The organism is Gemmatimonadaceae bacterium (assembly GCA_020851035.1).
Taxonomy (GTDB): Bacteria; Gemmatimonadota; Gemmatimonadetes; order Gemmatimonadales; family Gemmatimonadaceae; genus JACMLX01.
The window spans coordinates 1-25,722 of record JADZDM010000026.1 but is presented as its reverse complement, the minus strand read 5'-3'; the positions used below and the strand labels follow the sequence as shown (position 1 = coordinate 25,722).

The following is a 25,722-nucleotide window of genomic DNA, read 5'->3' as shown; positions in this document are numbered from 1 at the left end:
CTGTTAATCAGCGGGTCGGGGGTTCGAGTCCCTCCTCGGGAGCTGTTGAAATCGCTGTGAAGCAACGACTTACGCAGAACGCCCCACCGGATCCCGGTGGGGCGTTCTGCGTGTGGTCCCCGCAGGATCGCGCGAGACCGTTTCCGCGCGAGCGCGTTGGGGGCGCGAACCCTCGCACGGTCGGTGTCGCGCCGGCGTCGAGTGCCACCGCGCGCGGTGGCGTCAGAGCGGTCGGTACGTGATCGGTGCCTGACCGGGCGCCTGATCGCGCGCGAGCGACGCGCCGCCCCTGCCCTCCTCGGCGACACCTCCGCCGCCCCCGCTGAACCACGCGGCGACCGCGAGCACCACGGGGTGATCCGGCGCCAGTCGCAGCTGACGGCCGCAGAGCGCTCCCTGCATGGCCTCAGCCGTCAGGGGGCCGGCTCCCACTGCGGATGCGCGCCGGCCCGCGTCCTCGATGAGGATCGCCGCAGCCGCGGTTGCCACCGCCGGACTGTCCAGCCATGGGTGGCGAAGGATCGCCGACATCGATGCGGTATGTCGCGTGAGCGCCGGCAGCAGGCGCAGGTATGCCTCGACCGACAGTGGCGCGAAGGAGAGGCCGTCTGCCAGCAGCACCGCAGCCGCGTCGCGGCACCCGGCCGACCCGGCCGAATCACACTCCGTGAAAAGCCGCTCACGCCACACCGGCCAGCGATGCGACGCTGCTCCCGACAACGTGAGCTGCACGAGCACCGCCGCTGCACCATCGCGCTCGGCGCGTGCGCCCGGCGCCTCCCCATCCAGGCCGTCGCAGAGGCGACCGATCGCGGCCGCACCGAGTGCCTCCCACGCCTCCTCGGTCAGCAGCTCGTCAGCTCCATCAGCCTCCAGCACGGCGTTGAGCCAAGGCGCGAGACCGCCGCCGGTGCGGATCACGGCATCCACCAGCGCCGGCGTGCGGTACGTGGCGGTGTTGGCACAGACGGTCGCGAGCCCGATGATCGCATCATCTGCACGCACGCCGATCGCCGAGTAGAGCGCCGAGATCATGGTCACGCCATCCCGCAGGAGCCGCTGCGCCAGCCGCGCACCCGGTGCGGTGGCCGGGAGGGCGCGGAAGCGTTCGTCGAAGCCGGCCAGCAACGCGGGGCCGACGCACCGCATGCACTCATCGCGGCTCGCAGCCGCCTCGCGGAGGACCGTGGCGACGAAGCGATCGGAGAAATCGTCGATCGAGTGGAGTTGCCGGTGCATGGAGGCGGATCCGGGGTGGCGCGCCATCCGGGTCACATGCCACTGTGGCCGGATCGGATGCAGCGCAGGTCGGTGCGCCACACGCCGACGCACCTGGCCGATTTCGGCAGTGGGACGATCGGTGCGTTGCGCTGGCGGACGCGAAGGTCGTGCAGCTCCCAGTCTCGACCGGTTGGCGCGCGATCCGCAGTGCGTGGCATGAGATATCACGGCACCACCCCCCGCCACGCCTTCCCGATCCCCGTCAGCAACGCCGCATACAACTCGATCCCGTCCCACAGGTTCTGCACCCGCAGGTTCTCGTCCGCCGCATGCTGGTTGTCGTCGTAGTTCGCGATCGGCAGCGAGATGATCGGCACCTTGAGCACCTGCTCGAACATGTACCCCGGACCGCTCGCCCCCACCGTGGGGTTCAGCACCAGCGGCTCCCGCGCGCCGTCACCCAGCGCCGCGATCACCGCGCGCCCGAACGGGCCGTCCATCGGCGCCCGCGACCCGGGGTAGCTGTCCCCCCACTCCACCCGCGCCACCTTCGGGTGCGCCAGCCGCATCGCCACCGTCACGCTGTCGTGCGTCACCCAGTACCCCTGCGCGCGGATGTGCGCCTCCACCAGCCGCTGCACGCGCGCCGGCTGCTGCCCCGGCACCAGCCGCAGGTCGAAGCTGGCGTACGCCTCGGTGGCGATGGTGTTGCTCCCGGTCTCGCGCACACCACCCACACGAATCCCCCGCACGTTGAAGGCCGGCTGCATGATGCGCTCCGCCAGCAGCGCATTCTGCCCCTCGGTGCGGTTGAGGCCCAGGGCCACCCGCAACGTGGAGTCGTACTTCGGCAGCGCCGCGATCGCACGGCGCTCGGCCGCCGAGATGGGCTGCGCGTCATCGTAGTAGCCGGCAACCTTGATCCGGCCGTCGTCGTCGCGCAAACTCGCGATCAGCGTCGCGATCATCACCGCGGGACTGGGGGCCCAGCTGCCATAGTGCCCGCTGTGCAGCGCCCGCGTCGGACCGTACACCGTGAGCTCGAACCCGCTCGACCCCCGCTGCCCGAACGACAGCTGCTGCCGCCCGCTCTGGTGCACGGGACCATCGCAGAACAGCCACCCATCCGCACGCAGCAACCCGGCATACGTGGTCAGGATCTGCGTCAGGTGCCCCGATCCCGCCTCCTCCTCTCCCTCGAAGAACACCTTGAGGTTCACGCTCGGTGCGAGCTGCGAGGCCTTCATGGCATCGAGTGCACTGAGGATGGCCTGGATGGAGCCCTTGTCGTCACCCGCCGAGCGGCCGTAGATGCGCGCCTCACCATCCACGCGGCCGCCCCCGGTGGGGATCGGGATGATGGTGCCGCCGAGATGCACCTCCTTCGTGCGCAGCACCGGACTCCACGGTGGTGTGCTCCACTGGGCGGCGTTCACCGGCTGGCCGTCGTAGTGTGCGTACAGCACCAGTGTCTTCACCGCGCCTGGCTGCAGCAGTTCGCCGTACACGGCCGGCGGGCTGCCCGGCACCGCCAGCAGCCGCGTGTTGGTGAAGCCGCGCTGCTGCAGCAGCTGCACGAGGTGGTCTGCGTTCCGTCGGATGTTCACCGAATCGCTGGCGAGGTTCGGCAGCGACAGCAACCCGGCGAACTCGGTGAGGATCGCGCCTTCGTGCTGCTCGCGATACACCCGCGCCGCCGCGCGCACTTCGGCTGCCGTCAGGGCACGCTGCGCCTGCACCACAGGCGTCGTGGCGATCATGGCGAGCAGCGGCAGCAGCCGTCGTGACACGCGGGTGAGAATCCGTGAAAGCGAACGCATGTGGACAGTGGGCAAAATGGTGAACAGACGACGTTGACATCCCTGGCACCACACACCATCGTGGCGCGCGGATGCACCCGCATCCAGCCGGTCAAGCGGTCGTCCCGCGCGGCGGGTCGACTGGCGACTTGCGACGAGCACAGGCACCCTCCCCAGCACCTACGGCCCGGCCCGCCAAACGCTGTCCAGCGCGCCTTCAGCCACTCGTCCGGATCGGATCGGCGAACGCTGCACACGCCGGAGAATGCAACATGCAGAGCTCGTCTCGAAAGTCCGCGCTGGCGCTGTTCCTCGCCGTCCCGCTCGCCGTCACCGCAGTGCAGGCGCAGACCCCGGTGGATCTCACTCCCTGGTCTGCGCAATCGTACGAAGCCGTGTCCGGATTCGACGCCGGGATCTGGACCGTCGGCGGCGGCGGCAGCTCCGTGACCCAGTCCCAGAACGGGCAGCCCACACTCTTCGCCAGCGACTTCATGGCGCAGGGCACCGAGGTCCGCGGCTCGGTGCGCGTGAACAGCGCCGGGGACGATGACTTCTTCGGCTTCGCCCTCGGCTACCGCATGGGCGACAACACCAACACCCTCGCGGACTACCTGCTGGTGGACTGGAAGGCAGCCACCCAGGACTTCAATTTCGGCGCGCCATCCACCACACCCGGCACGACCGCGAACCGAGGCCTGGCCGTCTCGCGCGTGACCGGCATCCCCACGGCGGACGAGTTCTGGGGGCACACGAACTTCGCTTCGCACACCGGCGGCGGGCTCGAGGAGCTGGCGCGCGGCACCTCGCTGGGAAACATCGGCTGGACGATCGGCACGACCTACGAGTTCCGCTTCGTCTTCCTGCCGAACCTGCTCCAGGTGTTCGTGAACGACCAGCTCCAGATCAACATCGGCGGCAGCTTCTCCGATGGCAGCATGGCGTTCTACAACTTCTCGCAGGCCGACGTCACCTACAGTGCGTTCACCGTGAAGACCGTGGATCCGGGCGACCCCTCGGTGGTGCCGGAGCCGTCCACCTACGCACTGATGCTCACGGGCCTCGCGGCGCTGGGGGCGCTGACCCGCCGTCGTCGCACGCAGGCGTAGGCGCGACATGATTGGCGGAGGGCGCGCCGTGGTGCTCACGGCTGCGCCCTCTGCCAGGATCAGGGCGCACGGACCATCACCGACCGCTGCAGCCCCTGCACACGGAAGGAACGGATCTCGGCGCCACCCTCCGCGTTGGCGCCGGATCCCTTCACCGTCCGGGTGGGCGTGATGTCCCACCATGTCAGTTCATGCACGAGCGTGTCGCCGCGCAGCGTGTAGCGGCTCTCGAGCACCCGGCTCTGCACCTGGAACACGCTCGTCAGCATGCCACCGATGACGGTCTCGTCGAGCAGCACCCCGTTGCCCTCGTCGGTGGCATAGTGCCCCCGTGCGACATCCTCGACGACCAGGCGGTACGGGCGGTTGCCGCGCACGGTGTCGGCGTTGAAGATCGTGCGCCAGGTCCACGCACCGCCCGCCGGTTCACGCGCGATGCGCAGCGAGATCGGGATGCGGTTGCGCACGGAATCCGGTGGACTGTACGTGGTCAGCGTGCCGCTCCACTGGCCGGCCCACGCCTCGGGAAAGCGGGGCGGAGCCTGCCCCCGGAGTGCCGGAGCGGCCAGGCAGAGCACGAACGCGGCGATGGCGATGGGCATCCGCGTCACCGCCAGATCGACCGCAGTGAGGAGATCGTGGCGTAGCGCAGCCGCACCGCCGGCCCGGTCACGACGAGCTTCATCGCGGTGAAGTCGCTGGTCGGGAACACGAGGTCCGTGAGCGGCGTCGCACCGCCATCACCGAAGAGCTCCACCGACGACCGGTCGATGAACAGGTGCAGGCGGACGGCCGAGTCGCCGGCGACACGCGGGGCGTAGTGCACGGCCGCCGCGAACTTCGGCGAGAACGCGCGCGGGAGCCCAGTGCGATCGGAGAAGAACCGCTTCGTCGGGGCATCGTAGCCCACGCGATACACCTCGCCCCCGGCATTCGTCAGCTCGATCGCCACGGTCGTCTGCCCGGACGCCGACGGCACGAACTCCAGGTCCACCTCCGACATCGCGGCCGAGCCACCGCGCGGCACGTGCAGCGTCTGCTCGCCGGACACCTGTCCGTCCCGCAGCGTCGTGGTCTGGTCACGCAGCAGCCGCAGTTCCTGCACCGGCGTGGAGTACACGCGCAGGCCGGCTGGCGTGCGCCGCAACGTGAGCGCGCGCGGCACGGTGGTGGCACTGCGCCAGGCCTCCGTCGGCACCACCTGCGCATAGTCCCAGTTGCTCATCCACCCGAGGAAGAGCCGGCGCCCGTCGGACACCGGCACGTCGGACCAGGTGACGCCGGCGTAGTTGTCACGCCCGTAGTCGAGCCACACACCACGCGAGGGCTCCACGCCTGCCGCACCGACGGCGGTCGCGAAGGTGGAATCGAGCGTGAAGGTCATCCCGTCGAAGTGGCCCACGAAGTACTGCGTGGCGGAGCCGCCGTTGGGCCCGCCGGGATTGATGCTGACCAGCATCACCCAGCGCACCTCGTTGGTGCCCTCCACGCGCACGGGGAACAGGTCGGGGCACTCCCACACGCCGCCGTGTGCGCCGAGGGTCGCGCCGAACTCGCTGGCCGGCTGCCACTCGCGCAGGTTGTACGACGAGTAGAGCCGCACCCGGTCGCCGCCCGACATGATCATGATCCAGCGCTGCGACGCCTCATGCCAGAGGACCTTCGTGTCGCGGAAGTCGCGGATGCCCGGGTTCGGGATCACGGGGTTGCCGGCGTACTTCACCCAGGTGCGGCCACGATCGGTGCTGTAGGCCAGCCCCTGCGTCTGGAACGTGCTGGTGCCGGCCTTCTCCTTCGCCATGTCGTGGTACGTGAACATGGCCACCATCGGTGGCTTGCCGTTGGTGCCGAAGCCGGAGGTGTTCTTCCAGTCGACTACGGCGCTACCGGAGAAGATCAGGCCGAGCGAGTCGGGATAGAGCGCGATGGGCAGGTGCTCCCAGCGCACCAGGTCCGTGCTGATCGCGTGGCCCCAGTGCATCGGCCCCCAGGTGTTGCCCTGCGGGTGGTACTGGTAGAACAGGTGGTACTCGCCCTCGTAGAACACCATGCCGTTGGGGTCATTCATCCACTGCGACGGCGGCGTGAAGTGGTACTGCGGCCGGTGGGGTTCGGCATACACACCACTGGTGGGTGGCGTGACCACGCCGGCGGCCGGCGCCGGCACCGACGAGGTGACGGGGATCGTCGTCCGGCAGGCCGGCAGTGTGGCCGCACACGCGGCGAGGACGCAGGCGGTGCGCAGGGCGGAGCGGCGGGGGATCATGGCGACGCGGGGAGCCTGGGGATGCCGTGCAGGAGGCCATCGAGCGCGAGTGCGGCGAGCGCGGTCATGCCGGTGGGGAACGATGCCTCGTCCACCACGAACAGTGGCGAGTGGTTGGCGGGCACGGTCAGCGGATCCGTGCCCACCGGCGTGACGCCGAGGAAGAGAAAGATCCCGGGCACGCGCTGGAGGAGGATCGAGAAATCCTCGCCCGGCATCGCCGGTGCGCTCTCGAGGACGTTGGCGCTGCCCAGGGTGTTGCGCAGCACGCCGGTGAAGCGGCCGAACCAGCGCGGGTCGTTCACCGTGGGTGGATAGGAGTCGTCCGGCAGCGTCACCGTCACGGTGGCGCCGCCGGCCTGCGCGACATGGGTGGCGATCCGCGCGATCTCGTCGTGCACCACCGCGCGCGCCGCCGCGTTGAAGGTGCGGTAGGTGCCGTACATCACGACGCTGTCGGGGATGATGTTCTCCCGTACGCCACCGTTGAACACGCCGGTGGTGACGACTGCAGGGCCGGCGGTGAGGTCCACCCGTCGGCTGACGATGGTCTGGAGGTCGTTCACGATCTGGGCGCCGATGACGATGGGATCGACGCTGCGCCACGGTTGCGCGCCGTGCGCCTGCTTCCCGTGCACGACCACGCGCCAGCTGTCGATGCTGGCCATCATCCCGCCGCTGCGGGTGGCGACGGTGCCGGTGGGCGCGGGCCAGGTGTGCAGGCCGTAGACGGCCTCCACGCGCGGTGAGTCGAACGCCCCCGCCTTCAGCATGCGTGCGGCACCGCCGTTCGACTCCTCGTCGGGCTGGAACAGGAAGGTGACGCTGCCCGGCAGCGACGCCTTCATCCCGGCCAGCACCTCGGCCACCCCCATCAGCAGTGCGGTGTGCACGTCGTGTCCGCAGGCGTGCATCACCCCCACGGCCTGCCCGTTGTACTGCGTGGTGACCTTCGAGGCGAACGGCAGGCCGGTCTGCTCGGTGACGGGCAGCGCGTCCATGTCGGCGCGGAGCGCGACGGCTGGTCCCGGGCGCCCGCCGCGGAGCACACCGATCACGCCGTGCGCACCATCCACGTCGGTGCGGACCTCGAGGCCGAGGGCCCGCAGGTGTGCGGCGACCACGCCGGCGGTGCGCACCTCGAGCCCGCTCAGCTCCGGGTTCGCATGCAGGTCGCGTCGCCACGCCACCACCTTCGGCGTGACGGCGGCGATCCGCGCGGCGAGGTCGCGGGTGAGGGCGGCGGGCAGCGGCGGCGTGGCGGGGGCCTGGGCCACCACCGTGGCGGCACCGGCCAGCACGCAGGCGATGAGTGGGACGAGTCGGAGAGGTCGCATGTCCGGAAGATGAGGGGAGGGCCATGATGGCGCCTGCCACTGGTAGCTTATCGCCGGGAACAGGCCCGTCACCACACCACCCCCACCGGGACGGCGGCTGATGCACATCGAGGAATTCGGCGTCGAGCAGTGGATGGACGCACACGAGGACCACTGCGAGTTCAACCTGGCCGAGACCTGCGTGGACTCGCTCCACGTCCACGAGCTGCTGGCGCTCGCGGGCCGGAGCGACACGATCCTGGACGAGCTGCGCGCCATCAAGCTGACCTACGGCGCGATCGAGGGCTCGGCCCGGCTGCGCACGCTGGTGGCCGGCCTGTTCCGGCGGCAGGTGCCGGAGAACGTCACCATCACGCACGGCGCGGCGGGGGGCAATGCGCTGGTGTACGAAACGCTGGTGGGCCGCGGCGACCACGTGATCTCGCTGGTGCCGAACTACCAGCAGCACTACTCGATTCCCGAGGCATTCGGCGGCGAGGTGGACTTCCTGCCATTGCGCGAGGCGGACGGGTACCTGCCCGACCTCGACGCGTTGCAGGCGCTCCTGCGCCCCGACACGAAGCTGGTGGTCTTCAGCAACCCGAACAATCCCACCGGTGCGCTGATGGATCGCCCGATGCTCGAGGCGATCGTGCGCCTCGTGGCGCCGACCGGGGCATGGATCCTCTCCGACGAGGTGTACCGCGGCGTGGACCACGACGGCACCGGCTTCACGGCGTCGATCGCGGACCTGTACGACCGCGGCATCAGCACCGGCAGCATGTCGAAGGCGTACTCGCTGGCCGGCCTGCGGCTGGGCTGGATCGTGGGGCCGGCGGCGTTCCTCCGGGACGTGACGGTGCACCGGCACTACAACACCATCAGCGTGGGCGTGCTGGACGACCTGTTCGCGAGCATGGCGCTGCAGCACCGCGAGGCCATCCTGTCGCGCAACCGCACATTGCTGCGCGAGAACCTCGCGCTGCTGGATGCGTGGGTGCAGGCCGAGCCGGGCCTGAGCTATGTGAAGCCCCGGTCCGGCACCACGGCGCTGGTGAAGTACGACATCCCGATCCCGTCGGTGGAGCTGTGCCTGCGCCTGCTGGACCAGACGGGCGTGATGTTCGTGCCCGGCAGCGTGATGCAGATGGAGGGCCACCTGCGGATCGGCTACGCCAACGCGCGCCGCAACCTGGAGCTCGGCCTGCCGCGCGTGTCAGGGTTCCTGCGTGCGGTGCGGGCGACGGCCGGGCTGCTCGGCCGGACGCCCTGACGCGGCGGCGGGGCGCGCCGACCTGCGTCGGGAACGCAGGCGGCCGCCCCCACCCCACCGCTCACGCGCGGCGGCGGCGCGCGTCCAGGGCGAGCGTGTCGGCAGCGCGGAAGGCCAGCAGCACCACGGCCGCGGCGAAGATGATCAGGGACGGATAGAAGATCAGGTTCCCACCCTCGACGACCAGCTTGAAGGGGTCGACGATCGACTTCCAGACGGCCAGGAGGGTGGTGCCGGTCACCAGCAGCAGCGCGGGATACGAAACGCGACGTCCGACGCCCAGGATCACCGCCACGCCAAGCACCACCTGCAGCGCGCCGAACGCCTGCATCGGCACGGTCGCGACGGCCGCGCCACCGTAGAACTTCTGCGCCACCGTGATGCCATGGGTGACGTTGATCAGCTTGTCGATGCCCCAGTAGACCATCAGGCCGCCGAGCGAGATCCGGAGGAGGAGGAGCGAGGCGCGCTGCATGCGTGGCGTGGGAAGGGTGGCTGTGACCGTGCTTTCCGGGGGAACCGCCCCGCCCAGGACCCGGGTTCCCGCCGATCGGTTCAGCTGATCGGCGGCTTCGGCTTCACGTACACGCTCGGGATCCCGAGCCCCTGCAGCATCTCGTTGAACTTCCGGATGTCGTCGCCCTCGATGCGATCCAGCGCGCGGAGCTGCAGGTCGAGCTTCGTGGACAGGTCCGTGAAGATCTCGCCGTGCTGCTGGGTGGGCGGGTAGTCACCCGACTGGAGCTGCGAGTTCAGCGTGATGAACCAGTTGTAGAGGCGCACCGGCTGGTCGAGGGTGCACTGGTCCACGTGGCACGCCGTCTCGTAGAGCTCACCGCGCACCAGCTCGAGTTTCTGGCGCGCGGCACGGGCCGCCTCGGCCACCTGCTTCGCGTACGGGGCGTCCTTCGTCTGCGCCGCGCGCGCATCGAGCTGGGACTGGATGTCCTCCAGCCGCTCGACGCGGTCCACCAGCTCGTTGAGCCGGCTGCGCACGCGCATCGCAGCGTCGAACTGCGCGGTGAGCTCGGCGGTGGTGGAGGTGACCCGTGGATCGGCCACCACGGCGAACTGGCGGCTGCTGGTATCGCGCCCGACGATCAGGCGCACCGTGTAGGTGCCGGGCGGCACCTTCGGGCCGGTGAGGCTCCCCTCGTCGATCACGGTGTTGCGCAGCTCGCGCGCATCGGGATAGCGGAGGTTCCAGAAGAACCGGTTGGTGCCGGCACGGATGCGGGGGATCGAGTCGGCCGCATGGTACGCGAGCGAGTCGGTCACGACGCGGCGGGCCACCACCGTGTCGTTCGGCACGCGGGTGGTGTCACGTGCATTGTCCGCGCTGAACGTGCGGATCAGCGTGCCCTTGGCATCGAGGAACTGCACCGTGACCGCGGTGCCGGCGGCCGGGGTCTCGCGCAGCCAGTAGTCCACCAGCGCGCCCGGCGGCGGGTTCTCGCCCGCCTCGCCGCTGCGCCAGTTCCAGCCACTCCAGAGCATCGCGGTGGCCGGCTGCAGCAGGTGCACCGGCTTCTGCATGACCTCCGCCGTCAGGGCACGCAGCGGCGAGACGTCGTCGATCACCCAGAAGGCGCGGCCGTGTGTGGCGGCGATCAGGTCGGTGCCGTGCACCGTGAGGTCGCGCACGCTCACGCGCGGCAGGTTGAGCTGCAGCGGCTGCCAGCGCGCCCCGTCGTCCATGCTCACCAGCACGCCGTACTCCGTGCCCGCGTAGAGCAGGCCGCGGCGCACGGGATCCTCACGCACCACGCGTGTGTAGGCGGTGCCCGGGATGCCGGTGACGATCTTCACCCAGGTCTTCCCGTAGTCGGCGCTCTTCCAGAGGTATGGCGCGAAGTCGTCCTGCTGGTAGCGGTTGGCGGCCACGTAGACCACGGCCGGGTCATGCGGCGACGGGTCGATGTGCGCGGTGCGCGTGAAGCGGCCGTAGCCGGGCGGGGTGACATTCTCCCACGTGGCCCCGCCATTGCGCGAGAGGTGCAGCAGCCCGTCATCGGAGCCGGCCCACAGCACCCCCTTGAGCTTCGGCGACTCGGCGAAGGCATAGATCGTGGCATACCACTCGGCGCCGGTCATCTCGCCGTGGATCGGGCCACCGGTGCGCTGCAGCGTCTTCGGGTCGTGCACCGTCAGGTCGGGGGAGATGCGCTCCCAGCTCGCCCCCTCGGTCCGTGACCGCCAGACGTGCTGCGACGTGACGTAGAGCGTGGACGGGTCATGCGGTGAGATCAGGACCGGGAAGGTCCACTGGAAGCGCTCCGGCACGTCGGCCGCACCCCAGCCGTCGTAGTTCCGCATGGTGACGGAGATGTCGCGCTCCTGCCGCCGGCCGTGGTCGTACCGGCTGAAGGCCCCCATGTAGCAGCCGCCGTAGGTGATGTTCGGGTTGCGCGGGTCGACGGCCACGGTGGCGTTCTCGCAGCCGGCCACGCTGTAGTAGTCGCGCTCGCCGATCTCGCCGTCGTCCGAGCGGCTGGCGATGGAGATGGCCGAGTTGTCCTGCTGGGCGCCGTAGATGCGGTACGGGAACTGGTTGTCGGTGGTGACGTGGTAGAACTGCGCCGTCGGCTGGTTGTAGATGCTCGACCAGGTCTCGCCGCGGTCGAGCGAGATGGTGCCGCCGCCGTCGTTGGCGTTGATCATCCGCCGGTTGTCCTTCGGGTCGATCCAGAGCGTGTGCATGTCGCCGTGCGGCACGCGCACGCGGCCGAAGGTCTTGCCACCATCGATCGAGCGGTACACGCCGAGGTTCATCACGTAGACGGTGTTCTCGTCCTGCGGGTCGGCGGTGACCTGCGAGTAGTACCACGAGCGCACCCAGAAGCGGGCATCGGTGTTCATGCGCTGCCAGTTCTCGCCGGCATCGTCGCTGCGGAAGATGCCGCCGCTGGAGTCGGGGGCCTCGATGCTGGCGTAGATGCGCTGCGGGTTGGCCGGCGAGACATCGAGGCCGATCTTGCCCAGCGGGCGCGCCGGGATGCCGGCCTTGAAGGTCAGCTCGGTCCACGTGTCGCCGCCGTCGACCGTCTTCCAGATGCCGCTGCGGCCACCGCCGGAGATCATCGACCAGGGCGTGCGCTGGAACTTGTACATCGAGGCGTACAGGATCCGCGGGTTGGACGGGTCGATCGAGAGGTCGTTGGCGCCGGTGGAGTCGTTGATGAACAGCACCTTTCGCCAGGACTTCCCGCCGTCCGACGTGCGGAAGACGCCGCGCTCGGCGTTCGGGCCGAACGCGTGCCCCATCACTGCCACCCAGGCATGGTCGGGATCGCGCGGATCGACGATGATGTCGGCGATCTGGTGGGAGTCGGGGAGCCCGAGCCGGGTCCAGGTGGCGCCGGCGTCGGTGCTGCGGTAGATCCCCGTGCCGACGGTCAGGTCCTCGCGCAACTGCGACTCACCGGTGCCGACATAGATCACGTTCGGGTCGGAGGGCGCGATCGCCATCGCACCGACGGACGAGATGTCGGTCTTGCCGTCGGTGATGTTGTTCCACGTCTGGCCGGCGTTGGTGGTGCGCCAGACGCCGCCGTTCACGCCGCCGAGGTAGAAGGTGAACGGCTTGACCGGGTCGCCGACGACGGCATTCGCGCGTCCGCCGCGTGTGGGGCCGATGTTCCGCCAGCGCATCGCCTTGAAGGCGCTGCTGGTGGCGGCAGGCGAGGAGTAGAGCGCGGGATCGTAGGTGGCGGGTGCCGCGCTGCGCACGGGGGCCGCCGGCGTGCGCTGTGCGCCCGCAGGGAGGCCGAGGAGGAGCGCGATGGCAACGCCCGCCGTCCGGGCAGGGGTGTGTCGTGCGAGCCGCATCGAGGGGAGCCTGGATGAGTGGGGAGCCGGAGGAACGCTGCCCTAAACTCCCACATTGCCGCGCGCGGCGCGAGTCCGGTGGGCCGGCGCCGCCTCAGGGCTCGCCGCTGGAGAGGAGGCCGCCCACGCGCGCCTCACGCTCGGTGTACTCCCCGGCGATGAAGTAGCCGAGCGCCAGGCGGCCCGGCCGCGTGACGTTCGCCACGTTGCCCCGGACACTCCCCGCCGGCACGGCGAACGGCGACCCGTCGTTGCCCGTCTGGGCCGACAACGCGGCGTAGAAGCGGTACGCCTGCTCCGAGATCGAGAGCTGGCGCAGCCGGACGACTTCGGTGGGCTGGAGGATGATCCCGCCATACGGCGTAAAATCGGTGATCACGGCGCCGTCGAGGATGTCGTCAGACAGCACGGCCCGCGTGAACGTCGTGCTGTCGGGGGAGACCTGCCGGCGACCGTTCACCCACTGGTCCCAGAGATAGAAGTTGCGCTCGCCGGCGGGATCGAGCAGCCGGATGCTGGCGGCGAGGCCGGAGGGTCGCCCCGGGCGCGCATTGCCGACGGTGAAGTAGAGCGAGTCGAGCGTGACCGCCGGCTGCATCGTCTCGGTGGCGGCGTAGCGGTCACCGTCCCAGGTGATCTCGAGGGTGTACGGTGCAGCGACCACGAGCGGCATCGCGCGCGCCACGAACACCCCGGGCTCACCCGCACGTTCGGTGAAGGGGGTGATGGCACCATCGGCAGCCACCACACGCACGGTGGCACCGGTGGCAGCCGGTGGAGTGCCTGACGACGAGAAGACCCCCTCGGTGGTGGTGAGTCGGATCACCTGGTCGGCAGCGACGGCGCCACGCGCGCGCTCGAGTCGCGCCTCGACCACCAGTCGCACCTCGGCAACGGGCACGGTCACCGAGACCACCCGCTCGCACGCGCTCAGCACCGCGACCGCGAGTGCGGTCGTCACGGCGTGTCGCCACATCCGCTCAGAACCGGAAGGCATAGGCGATGCTCGGGACGGCGCCGAAGATGGAGGTCTGCACCGCCTCGGTGATGCGCGGGTTGGTGGCCTGCTGCCGGAAACGCAGCGACTGCGCGTTGAAGCGGTTGTAGACGTTCAGCACGCCGAGTTGCAGCTCCCCGTGGCCGAAGCGCCGCGTCGCGCTCAGGTCCAGGCGGTGATAGAGCGGCAGCCGCCCGCCGTTGCGTGGTCCGAATTCGGTGACGAGCAGGCCGTCGATCGCATAGCGGGAGGCCGGGAAGGTGGTGGGCAGGCCGCTGGCGAGTGCGAAGGTCGAGCCGAGTGTCCAGCGCCGGCCCAGCGGTCGCATGGCCACCACGGCGAGGTTGTGGGTCTTGTCGAACGGCCCGGGATACCAGCGGCCATCGTCGATGCCGCCACGGCCGGTGGGCGAGGTGAAGCGCTGCTCGGAGCGGCCGAGCGTGTAACTCACCCAGCCTGTCACACGGCCGGCCGTGCGCCGCGCCAGCAGCTCCAGCCCATACGCGCGTCCCTGCCCCTGCACCAGCTGCGTCTCGATGCGGGGGTTGAGGAGGATGTCGGACCCGTCGATGAAGTCCACCACGCGGGCCGCGCGCTTGTAGTAGCCCTCCACCGACAGCTCCCAGTCGCTGGTGTTCCGGCTGTAGCCCAGGGCGTACTGGTCGGCGGATTGTGGCTTCACGTATGGTCCCGACGGCTCCCACACGTCGAGCGGGCTGATGGAGTTGGTGTTCGACACCAGCAGCAGGAACTGCTGCGTGCGGGCGTAGCTGGCCTTGAGGCTCGAGGCCGGGCCGAGCATCACGCGTCCGGAGAGTCGCGGCTCGAACCCGCCGCCGCCGGCGATGCGGTCGCCGGATGCGTAGCGGATGCTGTCGCGCACCACGCCGGGTTCGTAGCGGGACAGCGCGGTGTTGAACACCACCGGCGCATCGCCGGCGTACTGGTACACCGTCGCGGCGCCACGGCGCTGCCAGCCGGCGTAGCGCAGGCCATATCGCACGGCAACGCGCGGGCCGAACTGCAGTTCCTGGCCGGCATACACGGCGGGCAGCAGCGTGCGACGTCGCTCGATCTGCCGGGCCGTGAAGGTGTTGTTCGGTCCCGAGGGAATGAGGTCACCGGGCCGGATGCCCTGCTCGGTGAGCTGCGCGCCGAACTCGATCGTGTTCGACGGCGAGACGTAGAGGGCCTGGTCCACCTTCAGGTCGAGGCTCCGGATGCGCGACGACCATGCGATGGAGTCGGCCAGGTCGGTCACGATCTCGAGACGGTAGTCGTAGGTGCCGTACGCCGCCGTCACCTTCGAGAAGAGGCGGCCGCCGAACGCCTGGTTCCAGCGCAGCGTGGCGGAGCGATTGCCCCAGCCGGCACCGAAGTCGCTGGAGCCCGTGAAGCGGTCACGCCCGAGGTAGCCGCTGAACAGGAGCGCGCCCGCCGCGCCGAGGCGCAGGCTCGTCTTTGCGTTCAAGTCGTAGAAGTAGGCGCGTGTGTCGCGGATGCTGGTGTCGCTGGCGAGGGGCAGGAACAGGTCGGCATAGGATCGCCGGGCGGCGATCATGTAGCTGCCGGCATGCTTCGGCAGCGGCCCCTCCAGCGTGCCGCGACTGGCCAGCAACCCGATCGACGCCGAGCCGCGGAACTCGTTGGCGTTGCCCTCGCGCTGGCGCACGTCGACCACCGACGAGAGCCGGCCGCCGAACCGAGCCGGGATCGCGCCCTTGTAGAGCGTGAAGTTGTCCACGGCGTCGGCGTTGAACGTGCTCAGGAAGCCCAGGATGTGGCTCGGGTTGTAGACCACCGCCTCGTCGAGCAGGAACAGGTTCTGGTCGGCGGCACCACCACGCACACTGAACGCGGTGCTGGCGTCACTCGAGAGCGACACGCCCGGCAGCAGCGTGAGCGAGCGGATGGGATCGGGCTCGCCGAGCACGGTCGGCAGCAGCTTGAGGGCAGCGATGTCCAGCCGCACGACGCTCATGTCCGGGGTGCGCGGATCGAGGTCGGGGCGATCGTCGTCCACGGTGCGGCGTCCCGCTTGCACCGTGACGCCGGCCAGCGTGACGGTGCGGGTGGCCAGCCGGAAGTCGCGGACCACGCTGGTGCCCAGCCGCACGGATGTGTCCAGCGGCACGAAGCCGATGGCGCGGATGCGGAGGCGGTGCGGGCCCGGTGGCAGGAGCAGCGAATAGAACCCCTCCTCGTTGCTCTCGACAGCCAGCGCACCGTCCGCCGTGCTGACCTGGGCGCGGCGGACCACCTCACCGCTGGCGAGGCTGCGGACGAAGCCACTGAGGCGCACACGCGCCGCGGCGGGGGTGGGGGTGGGCGGGGCCGTTCCCTGCGCGCCGAGGCGGGCCACGATCGCGACGGCGAGCGCCAGCAGTCGGAGTGTGCGTCGCGGCATCGGCAGGGGATCGGGACAGGGTGCAGGGTGCCATCGGAGCGGTGGCCCTGACAGACGCGTACGTCCGCCGGCGCGTGGGGTTCCGCGACCCCGGGTCCGGCACGCGGGCGGACACGCCCGGTCGTCACGGACCGCGCCGGCGATGCGCCTCACATGGCGATCGTCCCCGACACCTGCTTCACCAGCTGGTAGAGGAACTCGAGCCCGTCGTAGTAGGAGCGCGTCCGCAGCTTCTCGTCGCGGCCGTGTGCGTTGCTCTCTCCCGGCTGCGAGAAGATGCCGCTCACGCCGTAGGTCGGGATGCCGGCGGCGCGAAGGAACCGGCCGTCGGTGGCCCCGGTGCTCATCGTCGGGATCACGGGGATGTCCCCCCACATCTGCTTCGTGAGCGCGGTGGCGCTGGACAGGAGCGTCGGGTCGATCGCGTCCGGTGCGACGCCGAACTTCTCGGCGGTCTCCTGCATCAGCGTGACACGGATGCCGGTGTCGTTCACCACCCGCACCAGCGTCGCGCGCACCTCCTCCAGCGTGGAGGTGGGCACGATGCGGCAGTTCACGTTCGCGGTTGCCGTCTGCGGCAGCGCGTTGTAGGCGTGGCCGCCCCCGAGCCGCGTCGCGACACACGAGGTGCGCAGCATCGACGCGTAGCGCGGGTCACGCGAGAGGGTGGCCGCCGCGGCGCTGTCGAGCGGGTTCGCGGCCACGGCACGCATCGCCGCCGCCACGGCCGGCACCTCCACCTTCGCGGTCTCCTCCAGGAACGGCTTCGTGATCGCGTTGAGCGCCACCGGGAAGGTGTACCGCGCGATGTGCACGAGGCCGGCCGCGAGCTGGTTGATCGCGTTGTCGGGACGCGGCACGCTCGAGTGCCCGCCGGGATTGAGCACCGTCAGCGTAAAGTTCACCGGCACCTTCTCGGCGGCCTGCACGGAGTGGAACAGCGGTGTGGTGCCGCTCAGCGTGCCGCCGCCACCCTCGTTGATCGCATACGCGGCGTCGATCAGCGCGCGGTGGTTGCGCACCAGGAAGTCGACGCCGTTGGCATCGCCGCCCTCCTCGTCGGCGGTGAGCGCGAGGATCAGGTCGCGGGCCGGCACGAAGCCCTCGCGGCGGTAGCGCAGCAGGTTGGCGACGAACATCGACGCCATCGCCTTGTCGTCCGCCGTGCCACGCCCGTAGAAGAACCCGTTCGCCTCCTGCAACTCGAACGGATCGCGGGACCAGTCGGTGCGCAGCGCGGCCACCACGTCGAGGTGGGCCAGCAGCAGCAGGGGCTTCAGCGAACCGCCGCGGCCGCGGTAGCGCACCACCAGGTTGCCCTTGGTGGGCTTGCCGGGCGGGATGAGCACGTGGATATCCGCGGCGGGAAAGCCGGCGGCGCGGAAGCGGGCCGCCATGGCCCGGACCGCCGTGGTCACGGAGCCCACCGAGTCGACCGTGTTGATCTCGACGAGCTGCTCGTAGACCTCGCGGGCCGCGCGCTGGTGCACGGTGAGGGCGGCCGGCGCCGTCTGGGCCGCCGCGGCCACGGGGAGCAGGAGGCAGGCAAGGAGCCGACGGGTGCGCAGCATGATCCGGTCCGGTGCAGGAAGGCGGTCTGGGCTGCCGGACAGCGGCAGCACGCCCGGAGTGTACTGCGGCCGGCGGGTCCCCGGCAGCGGGCCGGGCTCAGTGCGTGATGTTGGCGTCCATCCAGCGGACACGATCACGCAGCCAGACGTGCATCGCCAGGATCTCGTCGTCGTACGTGCCCATCACCACGCGATTGGGCCAGACCCAGGTGTTGAGGATCGGCCAGCGCGCGAAGTTCCGCTCCTGGACGACCTTCAGGTAACTCGCCCGCGCGTAGACGAGCCGCTGCAGCGAGTCGATCGTGCCGGCGGACTCGAGGGCCCCCCAGCGGGCCACGAAGCGCGCCTTGAACGCCGGGTCCTGGAACATGCGCGTGAACCAGGCACCGTTGCGCGAGTGCCAGCCCTCGGGACTGTCGGCGCCGTAGTAGTTCACGTTGCCGATCGCGAGGTCGAAGTCCCACACCGGCCCGAAGGTCAGCTTCCCGCCGCGCGGCTTGTACAGGAAGGTGCTGAACCGGAGGTCGCCGTCCACGTTCTTGACGACCTCCTGGATGATGTTGTAGTCGATCGCCGATGCCACGTCGATGTACTTCGCGTAGCCGACGTCTGGATCCTCGAAGCGCCGCCCGAAGAGTGCCGTGTCGGCCTGCGCGACATACCCGGTGATGTAGGCGCGCTGCTTCTCGCGCCCGGGCTCCAGCAGCGTCTCGGGATCGTTCAGGCAGAAGACCATCGCGGTGATGGTGGAGTTGAAGCAGAACGCCTCACCCCGCCGTTCGTCCACCTCGATCAGGTAGCCGCCGGTGATGGCCGTCGCCGAGGTGTCGGCGGCCTTCATCCCGTCGATGTTCACCCGCTCCGTCCCGATCCGCACGTGCTCCACGAGCTGGTAGACACCGAGGTACTCCCCGTTGACGCTGACGTCGACGAACGCGCTGCGCGGGGTCCAGGGCATGCCCATCATGCGGCTGAGCGCGAAGGTGAGGTCGTTGCGCAGCAGCGTCTTGTCGGAGTAGTTCGCGAGCAGCACCCAGTGCCGGTTGGCGGGCATGCCGAGCAGCGACGCACTGGTGCCGAGCTTGAGCCGGTAGGACTTCTTCGGCATCAGGCCCCAGGTGGAATTGCCACGCCCGCGGATCTCGAGCGCCGACGAGAGCAGTGTGGCCCCGGCGGTGTCCGCCAGCGTGACCGCGCCGGTCAGGTACACCTCGCGGGACGCGATCGGGGCCGCCCCGTCGGTGCGGATGCTGAGCACCGGCAGCTTCGGCGTCGCGAACTGCAGGCTGACCAGCGGCGCCGGCTCCGTCGTCGTGGTCGGGACGTCCTTCCCGCCGCCGCAGCCGGCAAGCAGCGCGAGGCCCAGGGCGAACGCCTGGCGGAACGGGACACGCACTGGGAGGGGCACGCGAATGGCGGAACAGGGGGACAGGCAGGGCGAGTCACCGGCGGCCGACGAGGCGTCGCGCCGTCCGGCCGCGGCGGGAAGCTAGCGCAAGGGGCAGTCGTCCCGCGGGCGCGTCGGACCGGTCCGTCGTGCCGTGCGGTGGCGGGAACCGGGGCACATATTCCCGGACACGGGCGCCGGTGCCTGCCCGCTGCCGCTGACCCCTCGCCACACGCCGCCATGTCCTCGCGCCGCCAGTTCGTCACCGCCTCGTCCGTTGCGCTCACCGGCACCGCGCTCGGCCTGCGCCCGGCCTCCCGGATCTCGCCCGACGCGGACGGCGCCGTCGCCGCCCTGCCGGAGTCGGTCCGGTCGCTGCGCCCGATGACCGCCGGTGTCACGCCGATCTCCATCGCCGAGCGCCGCGCGCGCATCGAGAAGGCGAAACAGTTGATGGCGGCGCAGAAGATCGACGCACTGGTGCTCACCGGCGGCACCTCGATGGAGTACTTCACCGGCATCCGCTGGGGCACCAGCGAGCGCCTGCTCACCGCGGTCATCCCGGTGCGCGGCAGCGCCTTCCTCGTGACACCGAAGTTCGAGGAGGAGCGTGCGATGGAGCAGGCGCACGAGGGGCCGCTCGGCGCCGATGCACAGGTGTTCGCGTGGGAGGAGGACGAGAGCCCGTACGCGCTGGTGGCGCGCGGGATGCGCGACCGCGGGATCGCCGTCGGCACGATCGGGGTGGAGGAGACGGTGAAGTTCGTGTTCCAGGACGGCATCGGCAGCGCACTGCCCGGCAGCCGGCTGGTGAGCGGCACGCCGATCTCCGCCGGCTGCCGCATGGTGAAGGACGCGCACGAGATCGCCCTCATGGAGCACGCCAGCACGGTGACGCTCGCCGCCTACGAGGCCGCCTGGAAGGGGCTCACCGACGGCATGACGCAGTCACAGTTCCAGCAGCTGGTGCAGGAGGCACACCGCCGCCTGGGCTACGACGGCAGCGCGGGCGCGCAGGTGGGCGAGTTCTCCGCCCTGCCCCACGGCTCCGCCAAGCCGCAGGTCATCCGCGAGGGCTCGATCGTGCTGATCGACGGCGGGTGCAAGGTGGAGGGCTACACCTCGGACATCTCGCGCACGTTCGTGCTCGGCCGCGCCACACAGCGCATGAAGGATGTCTTCGAGATCGAGTTCCGCGCCCAGTCCGCCGCGCTCGCGGCGGCGAAGCCGGGGGTGCCGGCCGAGGCGGTGGACGCCGCCGCGCGGACGGTGATCGCGGACGCCGGCTTCGGGCCTGGCTACAAGTACTTCACGCACCGCGTGGGGCACGGCATGGGGATGGACGGGCACGAGTGGCCCTACCTGGTGAAGGGCAACACGATGCCGCTGCAGCCCGGCATGGTGTTCTCCGACGAGCCGGGCATCTACATCCCCGGTGAGTTCGGCATCCGGCTCGAGGACGACATGGTCATCACCGACACCGGCGCCCGCCTGCTCACGCCGCAGTCCCGGAGTCTCGAGCAGCCGTTCGCGGTCGCGTGACGACACGCGGTGCGAGGCGGTGCATCCGGGGCGGCTGACGCGATCAGCCGCCCCGGTTCGCAAGCAGGGCGATGCGTTCGCGCGTCGACACCACCACGCCCCCCGCCTTCTCGACGGTCACGGCGAACATCACCGCGTCACCCACCGGCACCCGGGTATCGATCGGCACCAGCACCTCGCCCGCGCCGGCGGGGATGTCGAACACGCCGCCATCGACGGGATACTTCTCGTCGCGCGCGCGGTCGAAGATCCAGAGCTGGTACTGCCAGCGGGTCCGGTCGTTCGGCTGCAGCCCGGTGATCCGCATCACGCCGCGCTGCGCCGCACCGCTCCACACCACGTCGCCTCCGGCACCGCGCGCACTGGCATCCTTCGTGGCCGCGAAGGCCATGCGCTGCACCGCCGGGTCGCGCGTGAGCAACGTGTCACGGAGGCGGGTCGCGCGCTCCGCCGCAGTCACCACCACCACCACGGGTGCCGGTGTCGCCGACCCGCGCGGCAGCGCGAACCAGAGCACGAGCGCCGCGGCGGCCGCGAACCAGCCGCTCCACGCCAGCAGACCCGGACGCCGCGGGAACGGTGCCGCGCGCACGCTCGTCCGCGGCTGCACACGCACCAGCGCCTCCCCGGTCTCGACCACGCGGGCCAGCAGGGCCGGCGGCATGCCACCCGCCGCCGCAGGGTCTGCCGCGACCATCGCGGCCGTGAGTTCCGCCGCCGCCGCCTCCCACCGGGCGGCCTCGCCACGCGGCAGCCGCGCCAGCGCGGCCGCCAGCGCATCGGCCTCCGGGCCGCTCAGCGCCCCGGTCGCGCGCTGCATCAGCAGCTCGGCCAGCGTCTCGTCCTCCATCTCGTCCCCGGTCATGATGCTCCCCCTGCGGGCAGGCGGGCCGCGAGCAGGTCACGCGCACGCTGCAGTCCCCGCCGGATGTGCGACTTCACGGTGCCCAGCGGCGTCTCGGTGTCGCGGGCGATCTCGTCGTGCGTGCGGCCATGCAGCAGCGACAGTTCCAGCATGCGGCGCTGCGCCGGCGGCAACTCGCGCAGCACCGCTCGCGCCTGTTCCGCGCGCCACTCACGATCGAGGTCGCGCTCGTCCTCGCCGGCCACGTCGTAGTCCTCCGGCAACGCCTCGAGCACCGGCAGGCGCTCACGCTTGCGCGCCCGGTCGATCAGGCGGCGGCGCGCGATCATCGCCACCCATCCTGCCTCGGTGGTCCGCGAGGCGTCGTAGCGCGACGCGGTGCGCCACAGGTCGATGAAGATCTCCTGCACCGCATCCTCCGCATCTGATGGTTCCGGACCCCAGCGGCGGGCCAGCGACCAGACCAGCGCACCGTAGCGCTCCACACACGCCCGTACGGCACCCTCGTCGCCCGCGGCGATGCGCGGCAGCAGCGGTTCCGGCGCGGGTGTCACCGCGCCGATCCGGTCCGCCACGAGGGCGAGATGTGCACGGGCGGGATCGCCGCCGGTGGAACGCGTCATGTCATCCATGCCTGCGGAACGTCTCCATGCCAGGACCACCTCTCATGCGTGTCCGGCGCGCCGGATCCCCCCTGCATTCGCCGGAATCGCCGGACTGGATGCAGCCGTCTCGTGCCTGCATCCGGATCCGGCGTCGCAGCGAACCGCACGGCATCACGGGATCACGTCCACCACGCGACACTCAACACCTGGAGCACACGATGCGTTTCGCCGCCCTTGCCGCCGTTGCCCTCACCGCCCTGTCCGGCCAGCTCACGCCCCTTGCCGCGCAGCACCCGGCACGCCAGCCGTCGATTCCCGAGGTGGCGAAGACGGCGGGAACGTTCACGACCCTGCTCGCCGCGGTGGATGCGGCCGGGCTCACGGAAACACTGCTCGGCCGCGGGCCGTTCACCGTCTTCGCGCCCACCGACGAGGCGTTCGGCCGCCTGCCGCACGGCACCGTGAGTGAGTTGCTGCGCGCCGAGAACCGCGAGAAGCTGCGGCTGATCCTCACGTATCACGTCGTCGCCGGGCGCGTGACGGCAGCCCAGGCGCGCACGGTGCACACGGCCAACACGGTGGCCGGGCAGGACGTGCGCATCACCACGCGCGGCGATGACCTGCTCATCAACGACGCGGTGGTGCGGATCGCCGACGTGCCGGCCTCGAACGGGCTGATCCACGTGATCGATCGCGTGCTGCTGCCGGACACGCGCGCCGGCACCGCGCGGCACTCCTCGCACTGAGACGCGATCGCCGGCATCGCCGCCCCACGGGCGCGATGCCGGCCACCGGCACACGAGTCAGCGGCGCGCCGGCACCAGCCAGGTCACGCGTTCCGTCTCCGCCTCCACGCGGGCGCGGGAGTACACGAGCGGGAAGTAGCGGTCGTTCGCCCACAGCGGCAGCAGGTCGGCGTAGTGGGGCGACCGCGGGTCGGCCGACTGCCCGGGGACGTTGGTGACGATCGAGCGATCGAAGTCCGCGAGGTCGATGATCTCGCGGAACGAGGCACCGGCGGTCTGCCGGAAGTTCGCCCCGCCGGTGGCATTCACCGTGTTGCCATCGCCACCGCGCGATGCCGGCGCCAGGTCGAACTGCGACGAGAGCGGATGCCGGAAGGCCGCGACGTGCACCTTCCCCCACTCCCATGCCGTCCGATCGGCGCCGAATCGCCGCGTGACCTCCGCCACGGCGTCCTCCAGCGCGCCGAGGAGGACTGAGTCGCCCGCCGCAGACCCCCGCGTCCGCTTCAGGTGTTCCTCCAGCCAGTCGTACTCCGGACGCGGCGTGAGCAGCGCCGCGATTTCACGATGGGCCGGCAACTCGGCGCGGATGGCGCGGCGGAACACCGCCGGCGCCCAGGCCGCGAACAGCGTCGGCGCCACCTGGTCACGTGACATCCGCTGGTTCCACGTCGTGAGCAGCGCGACATCCGCCTGCAGCCCGACGTCGCGGCGACCGGCCGCCGCGGTGAGGTACGGCACGAGTGCCGCCGCCAGCAGCGACTGGTCGTCATGCTGCAGCCGCGCGAAGTCGTCCACCGTGAACTTCCGTGTCTCCTGCAGCACCTCGCGCACGCGCTGGCCGCGGTACCGCGTGGCCCACTCGTACGAGATCGGCGTCGTGTAGCCCGGGGGGAGGATGTTGTCGTTCGACGTGTTGATGAACGCCGACGCCGGGTTGTAGGCCCGCGGCAGGGCGCGGCCATCCACGAACCCGCTCCACTCGTGCGTGCCCTCGCCCGGCACCGGCAGCAGGCCGCTCCAGGCCCGCTTCGGCATGAGGCCGGCCGCGATCCAGCCGATGTTCCCGTCGACGTCGGCGTAGACCATGTTCTCGCTCGGCATGAGCCACTTCGTCATCGCCGCCTCGAAGTCGCGCCAGTTGCGTGCGCGGTCCAGCGCCAGCGACCCGAGATAGCTGGCCGTGCCGGGCTCGGAGTGCACCGAGCGGATCGCGATGGCCCGCTTCCGTACGGTGTCGACGCTCACGACCGGCCCATGCACCGTGAACTGCAGCGTCATCGCGCGCGGCGGCTCGCCCTTCACGCGCACCGTGTCCACCCGGGTCGTGATCGGACGCCACTGCCCCCGGTGCCGGTAGCAGCCCAGCGCCCGCGCCGGCCGGCCGGGGCAGTCGCCGATCGTCTCGACGTACACATCCTGCTGGTCCATGCCCACCACGGTCAGCCCGAACGCGATGCGGTCGTTGTGCCCGATGGCGACGCCGGGGGACGCCGGCTCTCCGGCACCGATCACGTTCCAGCCCGGTGCGACGAGGTGCGTGAGGAACCGCACCGCAGGGTTGGTGATCACGCGGTGCGGATCGTTGGCGAGGATCGGGGCGCCGGTGGCCGTGCGCGACCCGTTGACGACCCAGTTGTTGGACCCCTCGATCCGGTTGTAGGCCACGTCGGCGAAGGCGCCGCCGAAGCCCCCCAGTGACGCGCTGCTGATCCCGGACAGGTCGAGTCCGGCCGCAGGATCGAGCGCCCGATGCGGGTCGCTCGGCATGAGCTGCTCCGTGCGCGCCGCGCCGAGTGCCGCCACGAGCTGTGCGCGCAGCACCTCGCTCGAGCCGTTCGAGACGGCGCTGAGCCCCGTGGCGCGCGCCAGTGGCACGGTGATCGTCCAGCGCTCCGGCCGGAAGCCAAGCATCCCGAACTCCGGCGGGAGGTTCACACCGACGTCGGCGATGCGCGCGTTGACGCCGGCGACGAATGCCGTGACGATCGCACGGGTGTCCGCACCGTAGGCCGCCCACTCGCGCGCCATGTCACCGCGATAGGTGAACAGCCGCGCGAGCCGGTCGCGTTCCGCCGCCGCCGGTCCCAGCACCTCGGCGAGCCGCCCCTCACCCTGCCGGCGCCACATCTCCATCTGGAAGAGACGGTCCTGCGCTGCGACGTACCCCTGGGCGAAGAACAGGTCGGCCTGGTTCGCGGCGTAGATGTGCGGCACGCCCCACTTGTCGCGCCGCACCTCCACCTTCGCGCGCAGCCCTGCCACCGAGAGCGTCTCCACCGGCACCCCCTGCGCGCCGATCGACAGCAACGGAGCACAGAGCGCCACCACAGCGAGTGCGTGGCGGAACGGGAACGGTCGTGCCATGGCAATTCTCCGGGGATGCGGGCCTGCCTTCACACTGCCGCCACGCGCACCGTCCGTCAACGTCAACCGGAACGGCGGAACAGCATCAACGCAAAGACGCAGAGCGGCCTGCGGCCGCCGCAAAGGAGCGCGATGGTCTGCGCCATACCCGGGCTCCTGTGCGATACGACGCTGGGTATGAGATGGAACTGCTGTTGCTGTTGCAGCTCCCTAAGCCTGTTCGACGCTCCGCGCGACACGAATGCCTGAGTGTAGCGCACAGCCTCGCTTCCTTTGCGGCGGCCGCAGGCCGCTTCGCGCCTTGTATGTCACAGCGCAGCGGTAAATCATCGGGGAAGCGGCAGCTCGATAGCGCCCGGGGCGAGGCGAGCCCGACGCAAAGTAGGAGCGCCGCTGAACCGATCGTTCAGAGCCCGGACAGCT

The 25,722-nt window shown here is 70.5% G+C and carries 18 protein-coding genes; 4 read left to right on the top strand and 14 right to left on the bottom strand.

Annotated elements, in window-relative coordinates:
- Positions 1-222 precede the first annotated feature (222 nt).
- Together IT355_18905 and IT355_18900 are read right to left on the bottom strand one after the other, a co-directional pair.
- Positions 223-1,239 (bottom strand): hypothetical protein, encoded by a 1,017-nt coding sequence (locus IT355_18905; protein ID MCC7055350.1) that lies wholly within the window; start codon positions 1,237-1,239, stop codon positions 223-225.
- Positions 1,240-1,445: 206 nt separating this feature from the next.
- Positions 1,446-3,041, bottom strand: a complete 1,596-nt coding sequence (locus tag IT355_18900; protein MCC7055349.1) for a M20/M25/M40 family metallo-hydrolase — start codon at positions 3,039-3,041, stop codon at positions 1,446-1,448.
- 251 nt (positions 3,042-3,292) lie between these two features.
- On the opposite strand from IT355_18900, the gene IT355_18895 reads away from it, so the two are divergent.
- Positions 3,293-4,129: a PEP-CTERM sorting domain-containing protein gene (locus IT355_18895; protein MCC7055348.1), complete on the top strand. Its 837-nt coding sequence runs from the start codon at positions 3,293-3,295 to the stop codon at positions 4,127-4,129.
- Positions 4,130-4,188: 59 nt separating this feature from the next.
- Here IT355_18895 and IT355_18890 read toward each other — a convergent pair whose 3' ends face one another.
- The 3 genes from IT355_18890 to IT355_18880 are packed head-to-tail and all read right to left on the bottom strand — an operon-like array spanning position 4,189 to position 7,732.
- Complete coding sequence (locus tag IT355_18890; GenBank protein MCC7055347.1) at positions 4,189-4,731, bottom strand: hypothetical protein; 543 nt, start codon at positions 4,729-4,731, stop codon at positions 4,189-4,191.
- Positions 4,732-4,736: 5 nt separating this feature from the next.
- Entirely contained in the window at positions 4,737-6,395 is a 1,659-nt protein-coding gene (locus IT355_18885) for a glycoside hydrolase family 32 protein (protein MCC7055346.1), read from the bottom strand.
- The gene (locus IT355_18880) at positions 6,392-7,732 is read right to left on the bottom strand and encodes an amidohydrolase (protein ID MCC7055345.1); all 1,341 of its coding nucleotides are present in this window, start codon (positions 7,730-7,732) and stop codon (positions 6,392-6,394) included. Before IT355_18880 ends, IT355_18885 begins: the two co-directional genes overlap by 4 nt.
- A gap of 100 nt (positions 7,733-7,832) precedes the next feature.
- On the opposite strand from IT355_18880, the gene IT355_18875 reads away from it, so the two are divergent.
- Positions 7,833-8,984 carry an aminotransferase gene (locus IT355_18875; GenBank protein ID MCC7055344.1) on the top strand — a complete coding sequence of 384 codons (1,152 nt, stop codon included), beginning with the start codon at positions 7,833-7,835 and terminating at the stop codon, positions 8,982-8,984.
- Between the two features lie 61 nt (positions 8,985-9,045).
- On the opposite strand, the gene IT355_18870 is transcribed toward IT355_18875, so the two are convergent.
- The 6 genes from IT355_18870 to IT355_18845 all read right to left on the bottom strand — a co-directional run bounded on the left by IT355_18870 (position 9,046) and on the right by IT355_18845 (position 19,195).
- Positions 9,046-9,459, bottom strand: a complete 414-nt coding sequence (locus IT355_18870; protein MCC7055343.1) for a DoxX family membrane protein — start codon at positions 9,457-9,459, stop codon at positions 9,046-9,048.
- An 80-nt stretch (positions 9,460-9,539) separates the two neighbouring features.
- Entirely contained in the window at positions 9,540-12,812 is a 3,273-nt protein-coding gene (locus tag IT355_18865) for a glycosyl hydrolase (GenBank protein MCC7055342.1), read from the bottom strand.
- A 94-nt stretch (positions 12,813-12,906) separates the two neighbouring features.
- Positions 12,907-13,773 (bottom strand): DUF4249 domain-containing protein, encoded by an 867-nt coding sequence (locus IT355_18860; GenBank protein ID MCC7055341.1) that lies wholly within the window; start codon positions 13,771-13,773, stop codon positions 12,907-12,909.
- 19 nt (positions 13,774-13,792) lie between these two features.
- Complete coding sequence (locus tag IT355_18855; GenBank protein ID MCC7055340.1) at positions 13,793-16,216, bottom strand: TonB-dependent receptor; 2,424 nt, start codon at positions 16,214-16,216, stop codon at positions 13,793-13,795.
- Positions 16,217-16,365: 149 nt separating this feature from the next.
- The gene (locus IT355_18850; protein MCC7055339.1) at positions 16,366-17,787 is read right to left on the bottom strand and encodes a M20/M25/M40 family metallo-hydrolase; all 1,422 of its coding nucleotides are present in this window, start codon (positions 17,785-17,787) and stop codon (positions 16,366-16,368) included.
- A 97-nt stretch (positions 17,788-17,884) separates the two neighbouring features.
- Positions 17,885-19,195, bottom strand: coding sequence for a CotH kinase family protein (locus tag IT355_18845; GenBank protein MCC7055338.1), 1,311 nt, complete (start codon positions 19,193-19,195; stop codon positions 17,885-17,887).
- A 219-nt stretch (positions 19,196-19,414) separates the two neighbouring features.
- Here IT355_18845 and IT355_18840 point away from each other — a divergent pair, with 219 nt between their 5' ends.
- Complete coding sequence (locus IT355_18840) at positions 19,415-20,716, top strand: aminopeptidase P family protein (GenBank protein MCC7055337.1); 1,302 nt, start codon at positions 19,415-19,417, stop codon at positions 20,714-20,716.
- A 43-nt stretch (positions 20,717-20,759) separates the two neighbouring features.
- On the opposite strand, the gene IT355_18835 is transcribed toward IT355_18840, so the two are convergent.
- Together IT355_18835 and IT355_18830 are read right to left on the bottom strand one after the other, a co-directional pair.
- A complete protein-coding gene (locus tag IT355_18835) occupies positions 20,760-21,581 on the bottom strand; it encodes an anti-sigma factor (protein MCC7055336.1) in 822 nt (273 codons plus the stop codon).
- Complete coding sequence (locus IT355_18830) at positions 21,578-22,204, bottom strand: sigma-70 family RNA polymerase sigma factor (protein ID MCC7055335.1); 627 nt, start codon at positions 22,202-22,204, stop codon at positions 21,578-21,580. Before IT355_18830 ends, IT355_18835 begins: the two co-directional genes overlap by 4 nt.
- Positions 22,205-22,404: 200 nt before the next feature.
- Here IT355_18830 and IT355_18825 point away from each other — a divergent pair, with 200 nt between their 5' ends.
- Positions 22,405-22,932 (top strand): fasciclin domain-containing protein, encoded by a 528-nt coding sequence (locus tag IT355_18825; protein MCC7055334.1) that lies wholly within the window; start codon positions 22,405-22,407, stop codon positions 22,930-22,932.
- 57 nt (positions 22,933-22,989) lie between these two features.
- On the opposite strand, the gene IT355_18820 is transcribed toward IT355_18825, so the two are convergent.
- Positions 22,990-25,299: a penicillin acylase family protein gene (locus tag IT355_18820; GenBank protein ID MCC7055333.1), complete on the bottom strand. Its 2,310-nt coding sequence runs from the start codon at positions 25,297-25,299 to the stop codon at positions 22,990-22,992.
- Between the last annotated feature and the right edge of the window lie 423 nt (positions 25,300-25,722).